The sequence below is a fragment of the Brevundimonas sp. NIBR10 genome, from assembly GCF_027912515.1.
Taxonomy (GTDB): Bacteria; Pseudomonadota; Alphaproteobacteria; order Caulobacterales; family Caulobacteraceae; genus Brevundimonas.
Window position 1 is genome coordinate 1,399,862 of record NZ_CP115464.1, and the last position, 11,992, is coordinate 1,411,853.

15 protein-coding genes are annotated in these 11,992 nt (G+C 67.6%); 9 read left to right on the plus strand and 6 right to left on the minus strand.

Annotated elements, in window-relative coordinates:
- Positions 1 to 547: 547 nt before the first annotated feature.
- Positions 548 to 823 (minus strand): hypothetical protein, encoded by a 276-nt coding sequence (locus O5K39_RS06780; protein ID WP_271146514.1) that lies wholly within the window; start codon positions 821 to 823, stop codon positions 548 to 550.
- On the minus strand, positions 820 to 2,079 hold the full coding sequence (locus O5K39_RS06785) for an isoaspartyl peptidase/L-asparaginase (RefSeq protein WP_271146515.1): 1,260 nt from the start codon (positions 2,077 to 2,079) through the stop codon (positions 820 to 822). The genes O5K39_RS06780 and O5K39_RS06785 overlap by 4 nt, the downstream gene beginning before the upstream one ends.
- A 187-nt stretch (positions 2,080 to 2,266) precedes the next feature.
- Here O5K39_RS06785 and O5K39_RS06790 point away from each other — a divergent pair, with 187 nt between their 5' ends.
- The 3 genes from O5K39_RS06790 to O5K39_RS06800 all read left to right on the plus strand — a co-directional run bounded on the left by O5K39_RS06790 (position 2,267) and on the right by O5K39_RS06800 (position 4,021).
- Positions 2,267 to 2,803 (plus strand): hypothetical protein, encoded by a 537-nt coding sequence (locus O5K39_RS06790; protein WP_271146516.1) that lies wholly within the window; start codon positions 2,267 to 2,269, stop codon positions 2,801 to 2,803.
- A 237-nt stretch (positions 2,804 to 3,040) separates the two neighbouring features.
- A complete protein-coding gene (locus O5K39_RS06795; RefSeq protein WP_271146517.1) occupies positions 3,041 to 3,586 on the plus strand; it encodes a hypothetical protein in 546 nt (181 codons plus the stop codon).
- Positions 3,587 to 3,709: 123 nt separating this feature from the next.
- Complete coding sequence (locus O5K39_RS06800) at positions 3,710 to 4,021, plus strand: TonB family protein (RefSeq protein WP_271146518.1); 312 nt, start codon at positions 3,710 to 3,712, stop codon at positions 4,019 to 4,021.
- A gap of 4 nt (positions 4,022 to 4,025) precedes the next feature.
- Here the strand turns inward: O5K39_RS06800 and O5K39_RS06805 are convergent, their stop codons facing one another.
- Together O5K39_RS06805 and hppD are read right to left on the minus strand one after the other, a co-directional pair.
- Positions 4,026 to 4,220, minus strand: a complete 195-nt coding sequence (locus tag O5K39_RS06805; RefSeq protein WP_271146519.1) for a hypothetical protein — start codon at positions 4,218 to 4,220, stop codon at positions 4,026 to 4,028.
- Positions 4,221 to 4,222: 2 nt separating this feature from the next.
- Positions 4,223 to 5,308, minus strand: a complete 1,086-nt coding sequence (gene hppD, locus O5K39_RS06810; RefSeq protein ID WP_271146520.1) for a 4-hydroxyphenylpyruvate dioxygenase — start codon at positions 5,306 to 5,308, stop codon at positions 4,223 to 4,225.
- Positions 5,309 to 5,471: 163 nt separating this feature from the next.
- Here hppD and O5K39_RS06815 point away from each other — a divergent pair, with 163 nt between their 5' ends.
- The 5 genes from O5K39_RS06815 to O5K39_RS06835 all read left to right on the plus strand — a co-directional run bounded on the left by O5K39_RS06815 (position 5,472) and on the right by O5K39_RS06835 (position 7,947).
- Complete coding sequence (locus O5K39_RS06815) at positions 5,472 to 6,053, plus strand: YqaA family protein (RefSeq protein WP_271146521.1); 582 nt, start codon at positions 5,472 to 5,474, stop codon at positions 6,051 to 6,053.
- Positions 6,054 to 6,105: 52 nt separating this feature from the next.
- Positions 6,106 to 6,639 carry a disulfide bond formation protein B gene (locus O5K39_RS06820; protein WP_271146522.1) on the plus strand — a complete coding sequence of 178 codons (534 nt, stop codon included), beginning with the start codon at positions 6,106 to 6,108 and terminating at the stop codon, positions 6,637 to 6,639.
- A gap of 46 nt (positions 6,640 to 6,685) precedes the next feature.
- On the plus strand, positions 6,686 to 7,204 hold the full coding sequence (locus O5K39_RS06825) for a demethoxyubiquinone hydroxylase family protein (protein ID WP_271146523.1): 519 nt from the start codon (positions 6,686 to 6,688) through the stop codon (positions 7,202 to 7,204).
- 94 nt (positions 7,205 to 7,298) lie between these two features.
- Positions 7,299 to 7,556, plus strand: coding sequence for a hypothetical protein (locus O5K39_RS06830; RefSeq protein WP_271146524.1), 258 nt, complete (start codon positions 7,299 to 7,301; stop codon positions 7,554 to 7,556).
- 82 nt (positions 7,557 to 7,638) lie between these two features.
- Entirely contained in the window at positions 7,639 to 7,947 is a 309-nt protein-coding gene (locus tag O5K39_RS06835) for a hypothetical protein (RefSeq protein WP_271146525.1), read from the plus strand.
- A gap of 3 nt (positions 7,948 to 7,950) precedes the next feature.
- On the opposite strand, the gene O5K39_RS06840 is transcribed toward O5K39_RS06835, so the two are convergent.
- Together O5K39_RS06840 and cobT are read right to left on the minus strand one after the other, a co-directional pair.
- Positions 7,951 to 8,904 carry an esterase-like activity of phytase family protein gene (locus tag O5K39_RS06840; RefSeq protein WP_271146526.1) on the minus strand — a complete coding sequence of 318 codons (954 nt, stop codon included), beginning with the start codon at positions 8,902 to 8,904 and terminating at the stop codon, positions 7,951 to 7,953.
- Complete coding sequence (gene cobT / locus O5K39_RS06845) at positions 8,901 to 10,805, minus strand: cobaltochelatase subunit CobT (protein WP_271146527.1); 1,905 nt, start codon at positions 10,803 to 10,805, stop codon at positions 8,901 to 8,903. The genes O5K39_RS06840 and cobT overlap by 4 nt, the downstream gene beginning before the upstream one ends.
- Positions 10,806 to 10,968: 163 nt before the next feature.
- On the opposite strand from cobT, the gene O5K39_RS06850 reads away from it, so the two are divergent.
- A complete protein-coding gene (locus O5K39_RS06850) occupies positions 10,969 to 11,664 on the plus strand; it encodes a DUF599 family protein (RefSeq protein WP_271146528.1) in 696 nt (231 codons plus the stop codon).
- Positions 11,665 to 11,992: the final 328 nt, after the last annotated feature.

Sequence of the window (11,992 nt, forward strand, 5' to 3'; positions counted from 1 at the left end):
CGACTCTCTGCGCCGGACCCTTTGCACGGCCGGCGACACCGCCCCCGATCCCCCGGGTGCCGCGCCCAGCCTCCCGAGGGACGCCGGCTTCGGAGCTCGCCAAGGCTGACCGGAGACGAGGCCTCGACCGCCCCGCTCCACACACCCCCGCCGCAACAAGATCGCAAGGCCTTGCGCCCTTCCCCGCGACGGGACGAAGGGCAGTATAGCCGCGGCCGGTACCTAGGCGCGTTCGAGGAGGGTCAGAAATCTGCAATCCGTTGCGGGCCAAGGGATTGGAGGCTCGAAGTTCGCAACTTCGAGGCGTCGGGCAAGCCGAGATTCCTTCTTCTCCCGCGCAGCGGGGGTGGAGGAAGGCTCGCATGCGAGCCGACGACGGTCGCGTCCCTGAGCGCAGCGAAGGCAGCGACGATGGGGGGCATGTGAAGGGGGCGAAGAAAGAAGACTTCCCCCATCGGTCCTGGTCTCGCTTCGCTCGACGACGGACCGCTTTCCCCCGTGAAGTACGGGGGAAGAAGGGTAGGCCCCGCTTGATCGGCCGAGACCGTTACGCCGGCGGGGCGAGGACGGCACGGGCTTCGGCGCCGGTGCGGTTGGAGGCGTCGCGGACCTCGACTTCGACGACGACGGCGCCTGCGGGTTCATGGGCCCACAAATAGCGGCGCTCGACCTCGACGGTGCGGCCGGACGGGGCGAAGCCCTCGAAACTGTCGCCCCAGGGGGTGATCCGCACGATCTCGGGCCACAGCAGGGAACAGGCCGCGGCCAGTTCCTCCTCGGCCATGTCGGCGAGTTCGTCGGGGGTGGGGAGGGGTTTGGTCATTGCGGCGTCTCGTCGGCGTAGATGGCGACCTCTGGCCGAGGCTCATCGGATGTGACGAGGCCGCGGTACATTCCGGACGTGCTCATCGCGAACGAGATCGTCCCATCGGATTGCATAACGATGACGCCGCCTTTCCCGCCCAGCGCGTCGGCATCATCGATTTCGGCCTGCGCGGCCATCTGGCCGGACCGGGGAAAATGCCAACCAAGGCAAATGTCGCCAACGGCGACGTCTTCGCAACCGTCTCCCGCCGCTTCAATTCGCGCCCGCTCGTCTCGGGCCAGCGCAATCCGCGCACAGATATCCCGCGCCACCGTCGCCCGGATGAAATACTCGCCGTCGCCCGTCGCCGAGACCGCGCAGCCGTCGCCGTTGGAGGCGTAGGTGCCGGCACCGATGACGGGGACGTCGCCGACGCGGCCCCAGCGCTTGCCGGTCGTGCCGCCGGTGGAGGTGCCGGCCGCGAGGTTGCCGTGGGTGTCGAGCGCCACTGCGCCGACCGTGCCGAACTTGCGCTCATTGAGCGGCGGGGCCGAGGCGTCGTTGTCGGCCATACCGCCGACAGGGGCAGGAGGGGCTCCGGCGGGGCGGTCGGGAATGGGCTGGCCGGCCTCGGTCAGGGCCTTGACCAGACCCTGCCAGCGCCGCTCGGAGAAGAAGAAGGCGGGGTCGACCTGTTCCAGGTTCTGCGACGCCGCGAAACTGTCGGCGCCGGGGCCGATCAGCATGACGTGGGGGCTGTGTTCCATCACCGCGCGCGCCGCCGCGATCGGGTGGCGGGTGGTGGTCAGGCCGGCGACGGCACCGGCGGTCAGGTCCGCACCGTTCATGACGGCCGCGTCGAGCTCGTTCCTGCCCGCTGCGGTGAAGACCGCACCCCGTCCGGCGTTGAACAGGGGATCGTCCTCCATGAGCTCGATCGCCGCCTGGATGGCGTCGAGCGCCGTGCCGCCGCGCTCCAGCACCGCACCGCCGGCCTCCAGCGCGCGGATCAGGGATGCGCGATAAGCGGCGTCCTGTTCGGGGCTGAGGCTGGCGCGCTCGATCACGCCGGCCCCGCCGTGGATGGCGAAGGACCAGCGGGGGACCTCCGATGCGGGCGGCTGGGGCACAGTCCGGGTCTGGGCCAGGGCGTGGGTCGGGCCGATCGTCAGGGTTGCCGCGAGGGCCAGGGCGGCGACGCGAGACAGGAACAGGGTCTGAAAGGTCTGAAATCCGGGAGTGGTCGCCAGTCGGGACTGGGGGGAGAGGGGCATGACGACGGCGTCCAGGTTGATGCGCGACCCAGTCTAACACGGCCGGAAAGAGCGACGGGTCGAAAGGCGAAAAAAGTCGTGCGCAGTCCGTGCCGGCGACCGTGCCGACGGTGAAAGGTGAGCAAACCGTAACTCGACATCCGGAAGCGCGAACGCCAGACCCTGTTGATTACAAGGGAGTTTTTCAGTGAACCATCGGCGGGTCCAACCTTCGTTCTACGGCGTCTTAGCCCTCGTCGCGGTGGCGACCTATCTGGTGCATGAGGCGGCCCACTGGCTGGTCGGAGCGGCGCTCGGCTATCCGGTGTCCTATGGCGTGAACAGCGTGGTGCCCGGCGCGCCGATGACCGAGACCCATCATATCCTGATGTCGGCGGCCGGACCGGCGGTGACGGTGCTGATCGCCCTGGCCGCCTTCGTCGTGGTGCTGCGGCGGCACAGCCTGACAGCCTATGCGGTGCTGTACTTCGCCCTCTTCATGCGGGTGGTGGCGGCGGGGGTCAGCCTGTTCAACCTGAACGACGAGGCAAGGATCAGCGACATGATGGGGTGGGGGACGTGGACCCTGCCGGCGCTGGTGATCCTGGTGCTGCTCGTGCCGACCGTGATCGCCAGCCGTACGCTGAGGCTGTCGTGGAAGGTGAACGCCCTGGCCTATGTCGTGTCGAGCGTGATCGCCGCCGCTATGGTGGGTCTGGATATGGTTCTGCGCGGCACGATCTGACGGTCAGGCCGAGGAAGGACGGGCGTGGTGGCGGGCGCGCGGTCGGTGCTCCATGCCGTCTGTCGCGGCCGCTGACCGCTTCCAGTTCAAACGGCGAAACAAGTCCTGCGACGATGCAGCCCCCGGGGTTGCATCAAGCTTAGCCGTTGACTCGATGACCCGCGTTTGATCAGGTCCCGCCGTCCGCATCGAGGGGGATCGCGGTCGTCAATACGGTCAACAAGGGTGGAACCCACAATGAAGAAGACAAGATTGTTCGCGGCGGTGTCCGTGATCGCGCTGGCGTTCGGCACCAGTTCGATCGCTCAGGACGTCGCGTTTTCGCTGACGAATGACGGCGATACGACGATGGTCGATCTGCGCCTCAGCGGATCGTCGGACCCGAGCTGGGGCGAAGACGTCCTGCCGGCGAACATCGAGCCGGGCGACACGCTCAATGTGACGATCGATGAGCTCGACGAGTGCGAGTACGACCTCAAGGCCGTCTATGACGATGGCGACACCGAGGAGGTCTTCAACGTCGACCTGTGCGCCGCCGATGACCTGACCATCGAGGACGACGACGAGGACGAGGAAGAAGACGAGGACGAAGAAGACGAGGATGAGGACGAGGAAGAAGACGAGGACGAGGACGAGGAAGACGAAGAAGACGAAGAAGAAGACGAAGACGAAGACGAAGAAGACGACGAGGACGAGGACGAGGAATACGACGACGAGGAAGAGGACGAAGACGAGGAAGAGGAAGAGGAAGAGGAAGACGAAGACGAGGAAGACGAGGAGTAGTCCGCTTCTCCGTTTTCGATCAGGCGGCGGCTCCCGGACGGGGGCCGCCGTTTTCGTTTGAAGTTTCCGGGCCGGGGAACGGAGTTGTGCGTCGATCATTAAGAAATCGAAGGGGTTTCCGTCATGATCGCATTCGTTCTCGCCGCCGCTCTGCTCATCGATCCCACGCCCAAGAAGGACGTGTCGTTCAAGACGCCGCAAGCCACGGTCGAGCGGACGCAGGATGCCGAGACCGGCCCGACCCTGACGGCCGTGGCGGTGACGCTGGAATGCACGGCGCGAGCCACGGGCCGTGTGACCGGATGCCGGGTACTGGGCGAGACCCATCCGGGGCTGGGCTTCGGCGAGGCGGCGCTGGCCCTGATGCGGGACGCCGAGGTGGCTCCCGGCCCGCGCGAGGTCCAGTTCGCGCGCACCATCCAGTTCATGCCGTAAAGGCCTACTGCGGCGGTCGCCGGTGATGCGACCATTTCCAGACGCGGTAGATGACGATCGGCAGGAAGCCGCAGACGATGCCGGCGATCAGCACCGTCCAGAAGCTTCCGTCCAGCCACACCCGCCCGGCCAGGGCCCCGGCCACGGCGGCGAGGACCGGGCCGAGGTAGGGCAGCCAGGACGGCGGCTTGAGCTTCATGGTCAGGCGTCAACCACAATCACGCCGCGACGGATTTGATCGAGCTCAATTGAGTCGAACAGGGCCTGGAAATTGCCGTTGCCAAAGCCTTCGTTGCCCTTGCGCTGAATGATCTCGAAGAAGATCGGGCCGAAGGTGTCGGTGGTGAAGATCTGCAGCAGCAGGCCCTCTTCGTCGGACCCGTCGATCAGGATGCGGTTCTTGCGCATCCGCTCCAGGTCATGGCCGTGGTTGGGCAGGCGTTTGTCGATCAACTCGAAATAGGTCTCGATGGTGTCCTGGAACTCGACGCCGCGCGCACGCATCTTTTCGACGGTCTCGAAGATGTCGTCGGTGGCCAGGGCGATGTGCTGGATGCCCTCGCCGTTGTAGCGTTTCAGGAACTCCTCGATCTGGGAGGTGTCGTCCTGGCTTTCGTTCAGCGGGATGCGGATGGCGCGGTCCGGCGCGATCATGGCCTGGGAGAACAGGCCCGTCGCCTTGCCCTTGATGTCGAAATATTTCTGCTCCTCGAAGGCGAAGACGTCGCCGTAGAAGCCGGACCAGGTGCGCATCTGGCCGCGTCTGACGTTGTGGGTCAGGTGGTCGAGCAGGTGCAGGCCGACGTTGTTCCGGCGCTCGTCCTCCTCCCAGCCCTCGATCTCGTCCCAGCCGTCGTACAGCGACCCGGTCTCGCCATAGGCGTCGATCAGATAGAGCAAGCTGCCGCCGATGCCGCGCAGGACATAGGCGCCCTCACCGAGCGCGCCGCCGCCGTGACCGTCGGCCGGATGGGCGCCGCGCGCGACGGCGCTGTCATAGGCGGCCTTGGCGTCGGCGACGCGGAAGGCCATGCCGTTGGCCGAGGGACCGTGATCTTTCGCGAACTCGCCGGCGTGACCGGTCGGGGTGCGGTGGACCAGGAAAGAGATGTCGCCCTGTTTCAGGCGAACGACATTGGTCGTCGGATTCACATGGGTCTGGACGAAGCCCATGGTTTCGAGCCGGGCGATCATGGCTTGCGGGTCGGGGCCGGTGAACTCGACGAATTCGAAACCGTCCACGCCGAGGGGGTTCTCGGCGGCGGCAATAGTGGCGTCTGGCGTCATTGGGGGCGCTTTCCACGAAGGGGGGGTGCGGGCGGGTCGCCTGCGGTTGGGGGGAACCTAAGGGTTCGAAGGGGAGACGCCAAGCTGGGCTGACTGCGACGCGGCGGCGAATGGACCGTTAAGGGCTGGGAAGGTAGGGCAGGGTTCGATCAGGGAATGGCCGATGCTGCGCAAACTGTACGACTGGGTCTTCGAGCAGGCGCGCAAGCCCTATGCGGAAAAGGCGCTGGCCGTCGTCTCGTTCGCCGAGAGCTCGTTCTTCCCCATCCCGCCGGACGTGATGCTGGCTCCCATGGTGCTGTCGCGGCCGGACCGGGCCTATCGGTATGCGGCGGTCTGTACGGCGGCGTCGGTCCTGGGGGGGCTGCTGGGCTATGCGATCGGGTTCTTCCTCGAGCCGGTCGGGATGTGGCTGCTAACCGTCATGGGCAAGGCCGACACCTTCGAGGCGTCCAAGGCCCTGTTCCAGCAACACGGCGCCTGGGTGATCCTGATCAAGGGGCTGACCCCCATACCGTTCAAGCTGATCACCATCGCCGCCGGCATCTTCAGCTTCAGCCTGCCGCTGTTCATCGCCCTGTGCGTCATCACGCGGGGCGCGCGGTTCTTCCTGGTGGCTTTCGTGCTCAAGACCTGGGGGCCCGTCATGCTCGAGATGGTCGAGAAGCGGCTGGCCCTGTTCACCGTCATCGGGATCGCGGTGCTGGTTGCCGCCTTCGCAGCGGTCAAGCTTATCCCGCATTGAGGCCCGCGCCGCGCATTGGCGGATGCGGCGGCGTACAGTAGGACTGTCGGTGATGATCGGGATCTATCGACTTCTGACGCGGTGGTGGACCGCCTTTGCCCTGGCCATTTCGCTGGCCATGCTGGGGGCCGCTCATGCGTCGGAGCGGTTCCTGGGCCTGTCGCCGTGCAACCTGTGCCTCAAGCAGCGCGAGGTCTTCTGGGGCGCTGTGACGATTTCGCTGATCGCCACCCTGTGGGCCGTCATCACCCGGGCGTCGCGCGGGACGCCCCGGATCGCGGCCTTCCTGTTGTTCGCCGTGTTCGCGACGGGGGCGATCACCGCCGGCTTCCATTCCGGCGGCGAGATGAAGTGGTGGAGCCTGCCGGCGACCTGCATGGCGGCCAAGGACGTCGATCTGGAGGGGCTGACCGCCCTGGCGTTCGGCGGCGGTGAGACCCCGCGCGTGGTCATGTGCGACGCCGTGACGTGGCGCTTCCTGGGGTTGAGCATGGCAAGCTGGAATTTCCTGATTTCGTCCGGCCTGGCCATCTTCAGCCTGCTGGCCGCCAAACGTCCCAAGGATGCGCGTGCCCCCAAGCCCTGAGACCGATGCCCGCCGTATTCCTTTGCCCCGGCCCGGGCGAGGATCGATGCGCGCGCGGACGGCCGAGATCCTGAGGGTCGATCACGCCGGGGAATATGGCGCGGTGCAAATCTATCGCGCCCAGGCGGCGGTTTTCCGCGCGGGCGGTCGGACCGAGCTGGCGACCGACATGGAGCGGATGCAGGGCCAGGAGGCGGTGCATCTGGCGCGGTTCGAGACCCTGTTGAACGACGAACGGGTGCGGCCGACGGCGCTGTTGCCGGCCTGGCGGCTGGCGGCCCAGGCTCTGGGCGTCGGGACGGCCCTGATGGGCGAAAAGGCGGCTCACGCCTGCACCGAGGCGGTCGAAAGCGTCATCGCCGAACACTATGCCGACCAGATCGCCGAGGTCGAAGGTCGCGACCCGGCGCTGGCCGCCGAACTGACCGCCTTTCGAGACGAGGAGGTCGAACATCATGACCATGCCGTCGAACAGGGCGCGCGCGAGGCACCGGGATACCGGCTGCTCAGCGCCGTGATCCGCACGGGGTGCCGGGCGGCGATCCGGATCAGCGAACGCGTGTAACCATCGTTCACTGAGCGCCCGCAATATTTTTGTTGCAGTTGCGAACGTCTGAGGCATCATGAGGTCTTTCCAACCTTCGCTGGAGTGATCTCCGATGATGTTTGCCCTTATCGCCCTGGTCGCGACGCTTCAGGCCAAGGGGCCGGACGTGCAGCCGGTCTCAGCCCCGGCCCCGGTGTCCCAGCCTGCCCCAGCGCCTGCACCCGTCGTCGTCGAAGATCCCGTGGCCGAGCCCGAGTTCGTCGAGGAGGCTCCGCTGCCGACGCGCCAGGTCTGCCGCTATGTCGAGGTTTCCGGGTCGCGGTTCCCCGTTCGGCGCTGCCGGACGGTGACCATATATCCCGAGGACTGATCCGTTCAGCCCCGCCACGCCTGCAGCCTGCGGTGTGGCGGGGATGCCTGTCCCCTGATCCTGTCTGTGCCGGAGTCGTTGCGTGCTTCTGACCGCCCTTGCCCTCATCGTCGGCCTGTCCGGCCAGCAGACCCCGCCCGCCGGATCGGCGGACGCGCGCGAAACGACCGTCCCCGCCGAGGTGCCGGTCCAGGTCGCGCCGGTTCCTGTCGATGCGACCCCGCCCGAGGAACCGGTCCGCCAGCGGCAGATATGTCGGAACATCCAGGTAACGGGGACCCGTTTCCCGGTACGCAGCTGCCGCAACGCCGTCCAGACCGATGCCGAGCGGCGGGAGGCGGCCGAGATGCTGCGCCGGATGCAGGGCGCGCGGACGCCGCCGGCGGGCTGATCCTCAGTCGGCGATGTCGAAGGCCAGCAGCAGGGTCTTTTCCAGCGGGTTGGCGTTGTCGTCGCTGAGCAGATAGAGGCGCGTTCCCCGTGCGGTCCGCACGGCGGCGATCCCCTCCATATTGTCGACCGAGGCAGGAGGCCGCAGGGCGATCAGCACGGGGCCCAGGGTTCCGTCCGGAGCCATGCGGCGGACGCGGGCGCGCATGTCCAGCGGCGGGGTGTACAGGCGCTCGATCACGAACCAGCCGCCGTTCGGATCGACGTCCGCACCGGTGACCTTGTAGCCGTCGATGAAGGCGGTGGGCGCGTGGGGCAGGGCGGTGCAGGCGGTCGGCTCGCAGGTCCAGGCCCCGCCGCCCTCACCCATGGCCAGCCAGCCGCCGGGCGCGGCCGCCAGACCTTCCATCCCCTCATTGTCCCCGAAGGCGGCGTCGGGGCGGCGCAGCGGAACGGGCAGGGAGGTCCCGCGCGGGCCGTAGGACCAGATGCGGTGGTCGCGCTCGAAGCTGATCGCGACGCCGGAGGGTAAAAGCACGATGCCTTCCGCGTCGGCGGCGGCCTTGGGCTGGAGCGGGGTGCCGTCCGGGCCGGTCAGGCGACGGGTGGTCGCCCCGCCCGCGCCGACCAGACGACCCGCACGGTCGAGCCGGATGGTGAACCGGACCAGGCTGCCGAAATCGCTGACGCTCCAGGCCTGATCGCCGTCCAGCTTGAGGTCGGACAGGCCGTGAAGGTTGACGCCATGCAGGGACAGGCCACCGGCCCAGGTCACGCCGGGGGCGAGGTCCGCCCCGCCGATGCCCAGCGGCACGCGGCGGGCCTCCATCCGGATCGGATGTCCGTGCTCGCCCGGATCGCGCGGCACGGTGGTGGCCACCCCGGCACAGGCGGCCAAGGTGATCAGACCGGCTGCGGCGAGGCTGCGGAACCCCATCTTCAAACTGTCCGTCGTCACGCGGCGCGGCGCTGCGGCGTCTGACCGGGCGCGCGGGCAGCCCCTCGGCCCTTGCGGGTCACGGCCTTGGGCTCGACCTCGAACAGTTCGGCCAGCTTCTCGACCATGACCCCGGCCAGTTGCTCGACATCGACGATGGTGACGGCGCGGCGGTACCAGCGGGTGACATCGTGGCCGATGCCGATGGCGAGCAGTTCGACCGGCGACTGGGTCTCGATCCGCTCGATCACCTGACGCAGATGCTTGTCCAGATAGAGGGCCGCATTGGCCGACTGGGTCGAATCGTCGACCGGCGAGCCGTCGGAGATGACCATCAGGATGCGCCGTGCCTCGGTGCGGGCCACCAGACGATCATGGGCCCAGGTCAGGGCCTCGCCGTCGATGTTCTCTTTCAGCAAGCCCTCGCGCATCATCAGACCGAGGTTCTTCTTGGCCCGACGCCACGGCGCATCCGCGGACTTGTAGATGATGTGGCGCAGGTCGTTCAGGCGGCCGGGCATGGCGGGCTTGCCCGCCGTGATCCAGGCCTCGCGCGACTGGCCGCCCTTCCAGGCGCGGGTGGTGAAGCCCAGGATCTCGACCTTGACGCCGCAACGTTCGAGCGTCCGCGCCAGGATGTCGGCGCAGACGGCCGCGACCATAATCGGCCGCCCACGCATGGAGCCCGAGTTGTCGAGCAGCAGGGTCACGACCGTGTCGCGGAACGGGCTCTCGCTCTCGGCCTTGAAGGACAGGGGGGCGGTCGGGTCGGTGATGATCCGGGTCAGGCGGGCGGTGTCCAGCATCCCCTCCTCGAGATCGAAGGTCCAGGTGCGGTTCTGCTGGGCCATCAGGCGGCGCTGCAGTTTGTTGGCCAGGCGCGACACGATCGAGGACAGGGCCGTCAGTTGCTGGTCCAGCAGGGACCGCAGCCGTTCGAGCTCGTTCGGGTCGCACAGGTCCGACGCGTCGATGGTCTCGTCAAACTGATGGGTGAAGACGCGGTAGGCGTCGATGGCCTTGCCGTCGTCGGCGGTCTGTTGCCGGTTGGGCAGGTCGCCTTCGGACATCTCCGGCCCGTCGTCGGTCTGATCGCCGTCCATTTCGGCGGGGGCACCGTCGGGGCGACTGTCGCGTTCCTCCTCGGCGGTCTGATCGTCGGAGGAACCCTCCATCGACTGGCCGCCCTCGCCGCCGCCTTCGTCCTCCTCCTCCTGATCGTCGGAGGTATCGGGATCGGCGGGATCGGGTTCGTCCTCGCCCTGTTCGTCATTGGCCTCGTCTCCGCGCCCGTCGCCCGGATCGAGGTCCAGGGCGCGCAGGACGTCCTTCATCGCCTGGCCGAAGGCGGCCTGGTCGTCGGCGATGGCGACCAGACGATCGATCTGCTCGCCGGCCTTGGCCTCCAGCTCGGGCCGGACCTTGTCGAGCAGGGCGCCGGCGCCGTCGGGGGGACGCTGGCCGGTCAACCGTTCGCGGACCAGCAGGGCCAGGGTCTCGGCAACCGGCACGCGGTCGGCCTCGGCGCGCAGGGCCCCCATCCGGTCCAGCCGGGTCAGCAGGGCCGCATTCATATTGGCGCGCACCCCCGCGAGCGACGTCGATCCGACCGCCTCGACGCGGGCCTGTTCGACCGCCTCGAACACTTCGCCAGCGCGGCTGTCGAGGGGCCGCAGGCGGGCGTGAACGGCCGCGTCGTGATTGGCGAGGCGCAGGGCCAGCCGGTCGGCCTGTCCCCGCAGGGCGGCGCTCTCGGGTCCAGACGGATCGCGCGACGGATGGGGCAGGGTCAGGACGCCGTTCGCCAGTTTCGGCCCGTCCGATCCGAAGGCGACCTCAAGCTCGGATTGCTCGGCCAGGGCGCGGGCCGCATGGGCCAGCGCGCGCTTGAAGATTTCGGCCGGGGTTTCGGGGGCGGACATGGGGCGACGCTTACAGCGTCGAGGGGCGAGGGACTAGGGATCAGGGACGAGGGAATGGCGTAGCGGATGACGCAGAGGGACTGGCTGCGACCGAGCATCTTGCGCTCACGTCATCCCTCATCCCTAATCCCTCGTCCCTTATCCCTCCCCTTCGGACTTCGACATGACCCCCTTCGACTGGTCCGCGCTGGCGCTCTTTTTCATGTGCTGGCTCGGCTATGATCCGATGCTGAAGTTGATCGCCCGGCGGTCGGGTGCGCTGAACGAGGACATGCTGACCGTCCGGCACGCCTGGATGACGGCGATGACCCGGCGCGAGATCCGGTTGCTGGACAGCCAGTTGCTGGGCCATTCGATCAATTCGGGATCCTTCTTCGCCTCGTCCAACCTGCTGCTGATCGCGGCCGTGGGCGGCATATTGTTCGGCGGCGAGAGCGCGCTGAAGAGCTTCGCCTCGGTCGGTGCCGAGGCTGTGCCGATCCCCTTGCTGGAGGCCAAGCTGGCGCTGGTGCTGGCCTGTCTGTCGCGGGGGCTGCTGGATTTCATCTGGTCGATCCGCCAGATGAACTACACCCTGGCCCTGATCGGCGCCGCGCCCGAGATCAACGGCGAAGAGGCCCATGCGGCCTTCGGCGAGGCGACGGCCCAGGTGCTGAACCCGGCGCTGGCGGCCTTCAGCCAAGGGGTGCGGGGCTATTATTTCGCCCTGGCGGCGGCGGCCTGGCTGTTCGGGCCGATCTGGCTGGCGGCGGGCGTGCTCTCGGCCTTTACCCTGCTGGTTTGGCGCCAGTCCGGATCGCCGGCGGCGCGGGCCATTCGTACTGCGCGGCGGCTGCTGGACGCGAACTCCTCGCTGTGAAGCGGCCATTTCGCAGTTGCAGCATCGGGTCATCCGCGATCAAAGCATAAATCGTGTCCACGATGCCCCGGAAACGCCCTTCCAGTGCCGTAATCCCCGTAACAAGCCGTGATGAACGGTGATTACATGACGCTTGACGCATTGTGCATCGCAACCTAGATTGATCTTCGACGCCTCGCGGCGTCTTGCCCTTCCTGGGCGTTTCCTCCCTATAAACTTTTCATGCCGCGCCTTCTGGGCGCGGCTTTTTTTTTGCCGCGACGACGACCCCTTGATCCAGGTCAACGCGGCGCGCGCGCTGAAGTCGCGATGGTGGGCCTGCGCGCTA

What these genes read in the sequence shown, in the direction of transcription:
- O5K39_RS06780 (WP_271146514.1), bottom strand. Translation starts at nt 823, where the DNA reads ATGACCAAACCCCTCCCCACCCCCGACGAACTCGCCGACATGGCCGAG.
- O5K39_RS06785 (WP_271146515.1), bottom strand. Translation starts at nt 2,079, where the DNA reads ATGCCCCTCTCCCCCCAGTCCCGACTGGCGACCACTCCCGGATTTCAG.
- O5K39_RS06795 (WP_271146517.1), top strand. Translation starts at nt 3,041, where the DNA reads ATGAAGAAGACAAGATTGTTCGCGGCGGTGTCCGTGATCGCGCTGGCG.
- O5K39_RS06800 (WP_271146518.1), top strand. Translation starts at nt 3,710, where the DNA reads ATGATCGCATTCGTTCTCGCCGCCGCTCTGCTCATCGATCCCACGCCC.
- O5K39_RS06805 (WP_271146519.1), bottom strand. Translation starts at nt 4,220, where the DNA reads ATGAAGCTCAAGCCGCCGTCCTGGCTGCCCTACCTCGGCCCGGTCCTC.
- hppD (WP_271146520.1), bottom strand. Translation starts at nt 5,308, where the DNA reads ATGACGCCAGACGCCACTATTGCCGCCGCCGAGAACCCCCTCGGCGTG.
- O5K39_RS06815 (WP_271146521.1), top strand. Translation starts at nt 5,472, where the DNA reads ATGCTGCGCAAACTGTACGACTGGGTCTTCGAGCAGGCGCGCAAGCCC.
- O5K39_RS06820 (WP_271146522.1), top strand. Translation starts at nt 6,106, where the DNA reads ATGATCGGGATCTATCGACTTCTGACGCGGTGGTGGACCGCCTTTGCC.
- O5K39_RS06825 (WP_271146523.1), top strand. Translation starts at nt 6,686, where the DNA reads ATGCGCGCGCGGACGGCCGAGATCCTGAGGGTCGATCACGCCGGGGAA.
- O5K39_RS06830 (WP_271146524.1), top strand. Translation starts at nt 7,299, where the DNA reads ATGATGTTTGCCCTTATCGCCCTGGTCGCGACGCTTCAGGCCAAGGGG.
- cobT (WP_271146527.1), bottom strand. Translation starts at nt 10,805, where the DNA reads ATGTCCGCCCCCGAAACCCCGGCCGAAATCTTCAAGCGCGCGCTGGCC.
- O5K39_RS06850 (WP_271146528.1), top strand. Translation starts at nt 10,969, where the DNA reads ATGACCCCCTTCGACTGGTCCGCGCTGGCGCTCTTTTTCATGTGCTGG.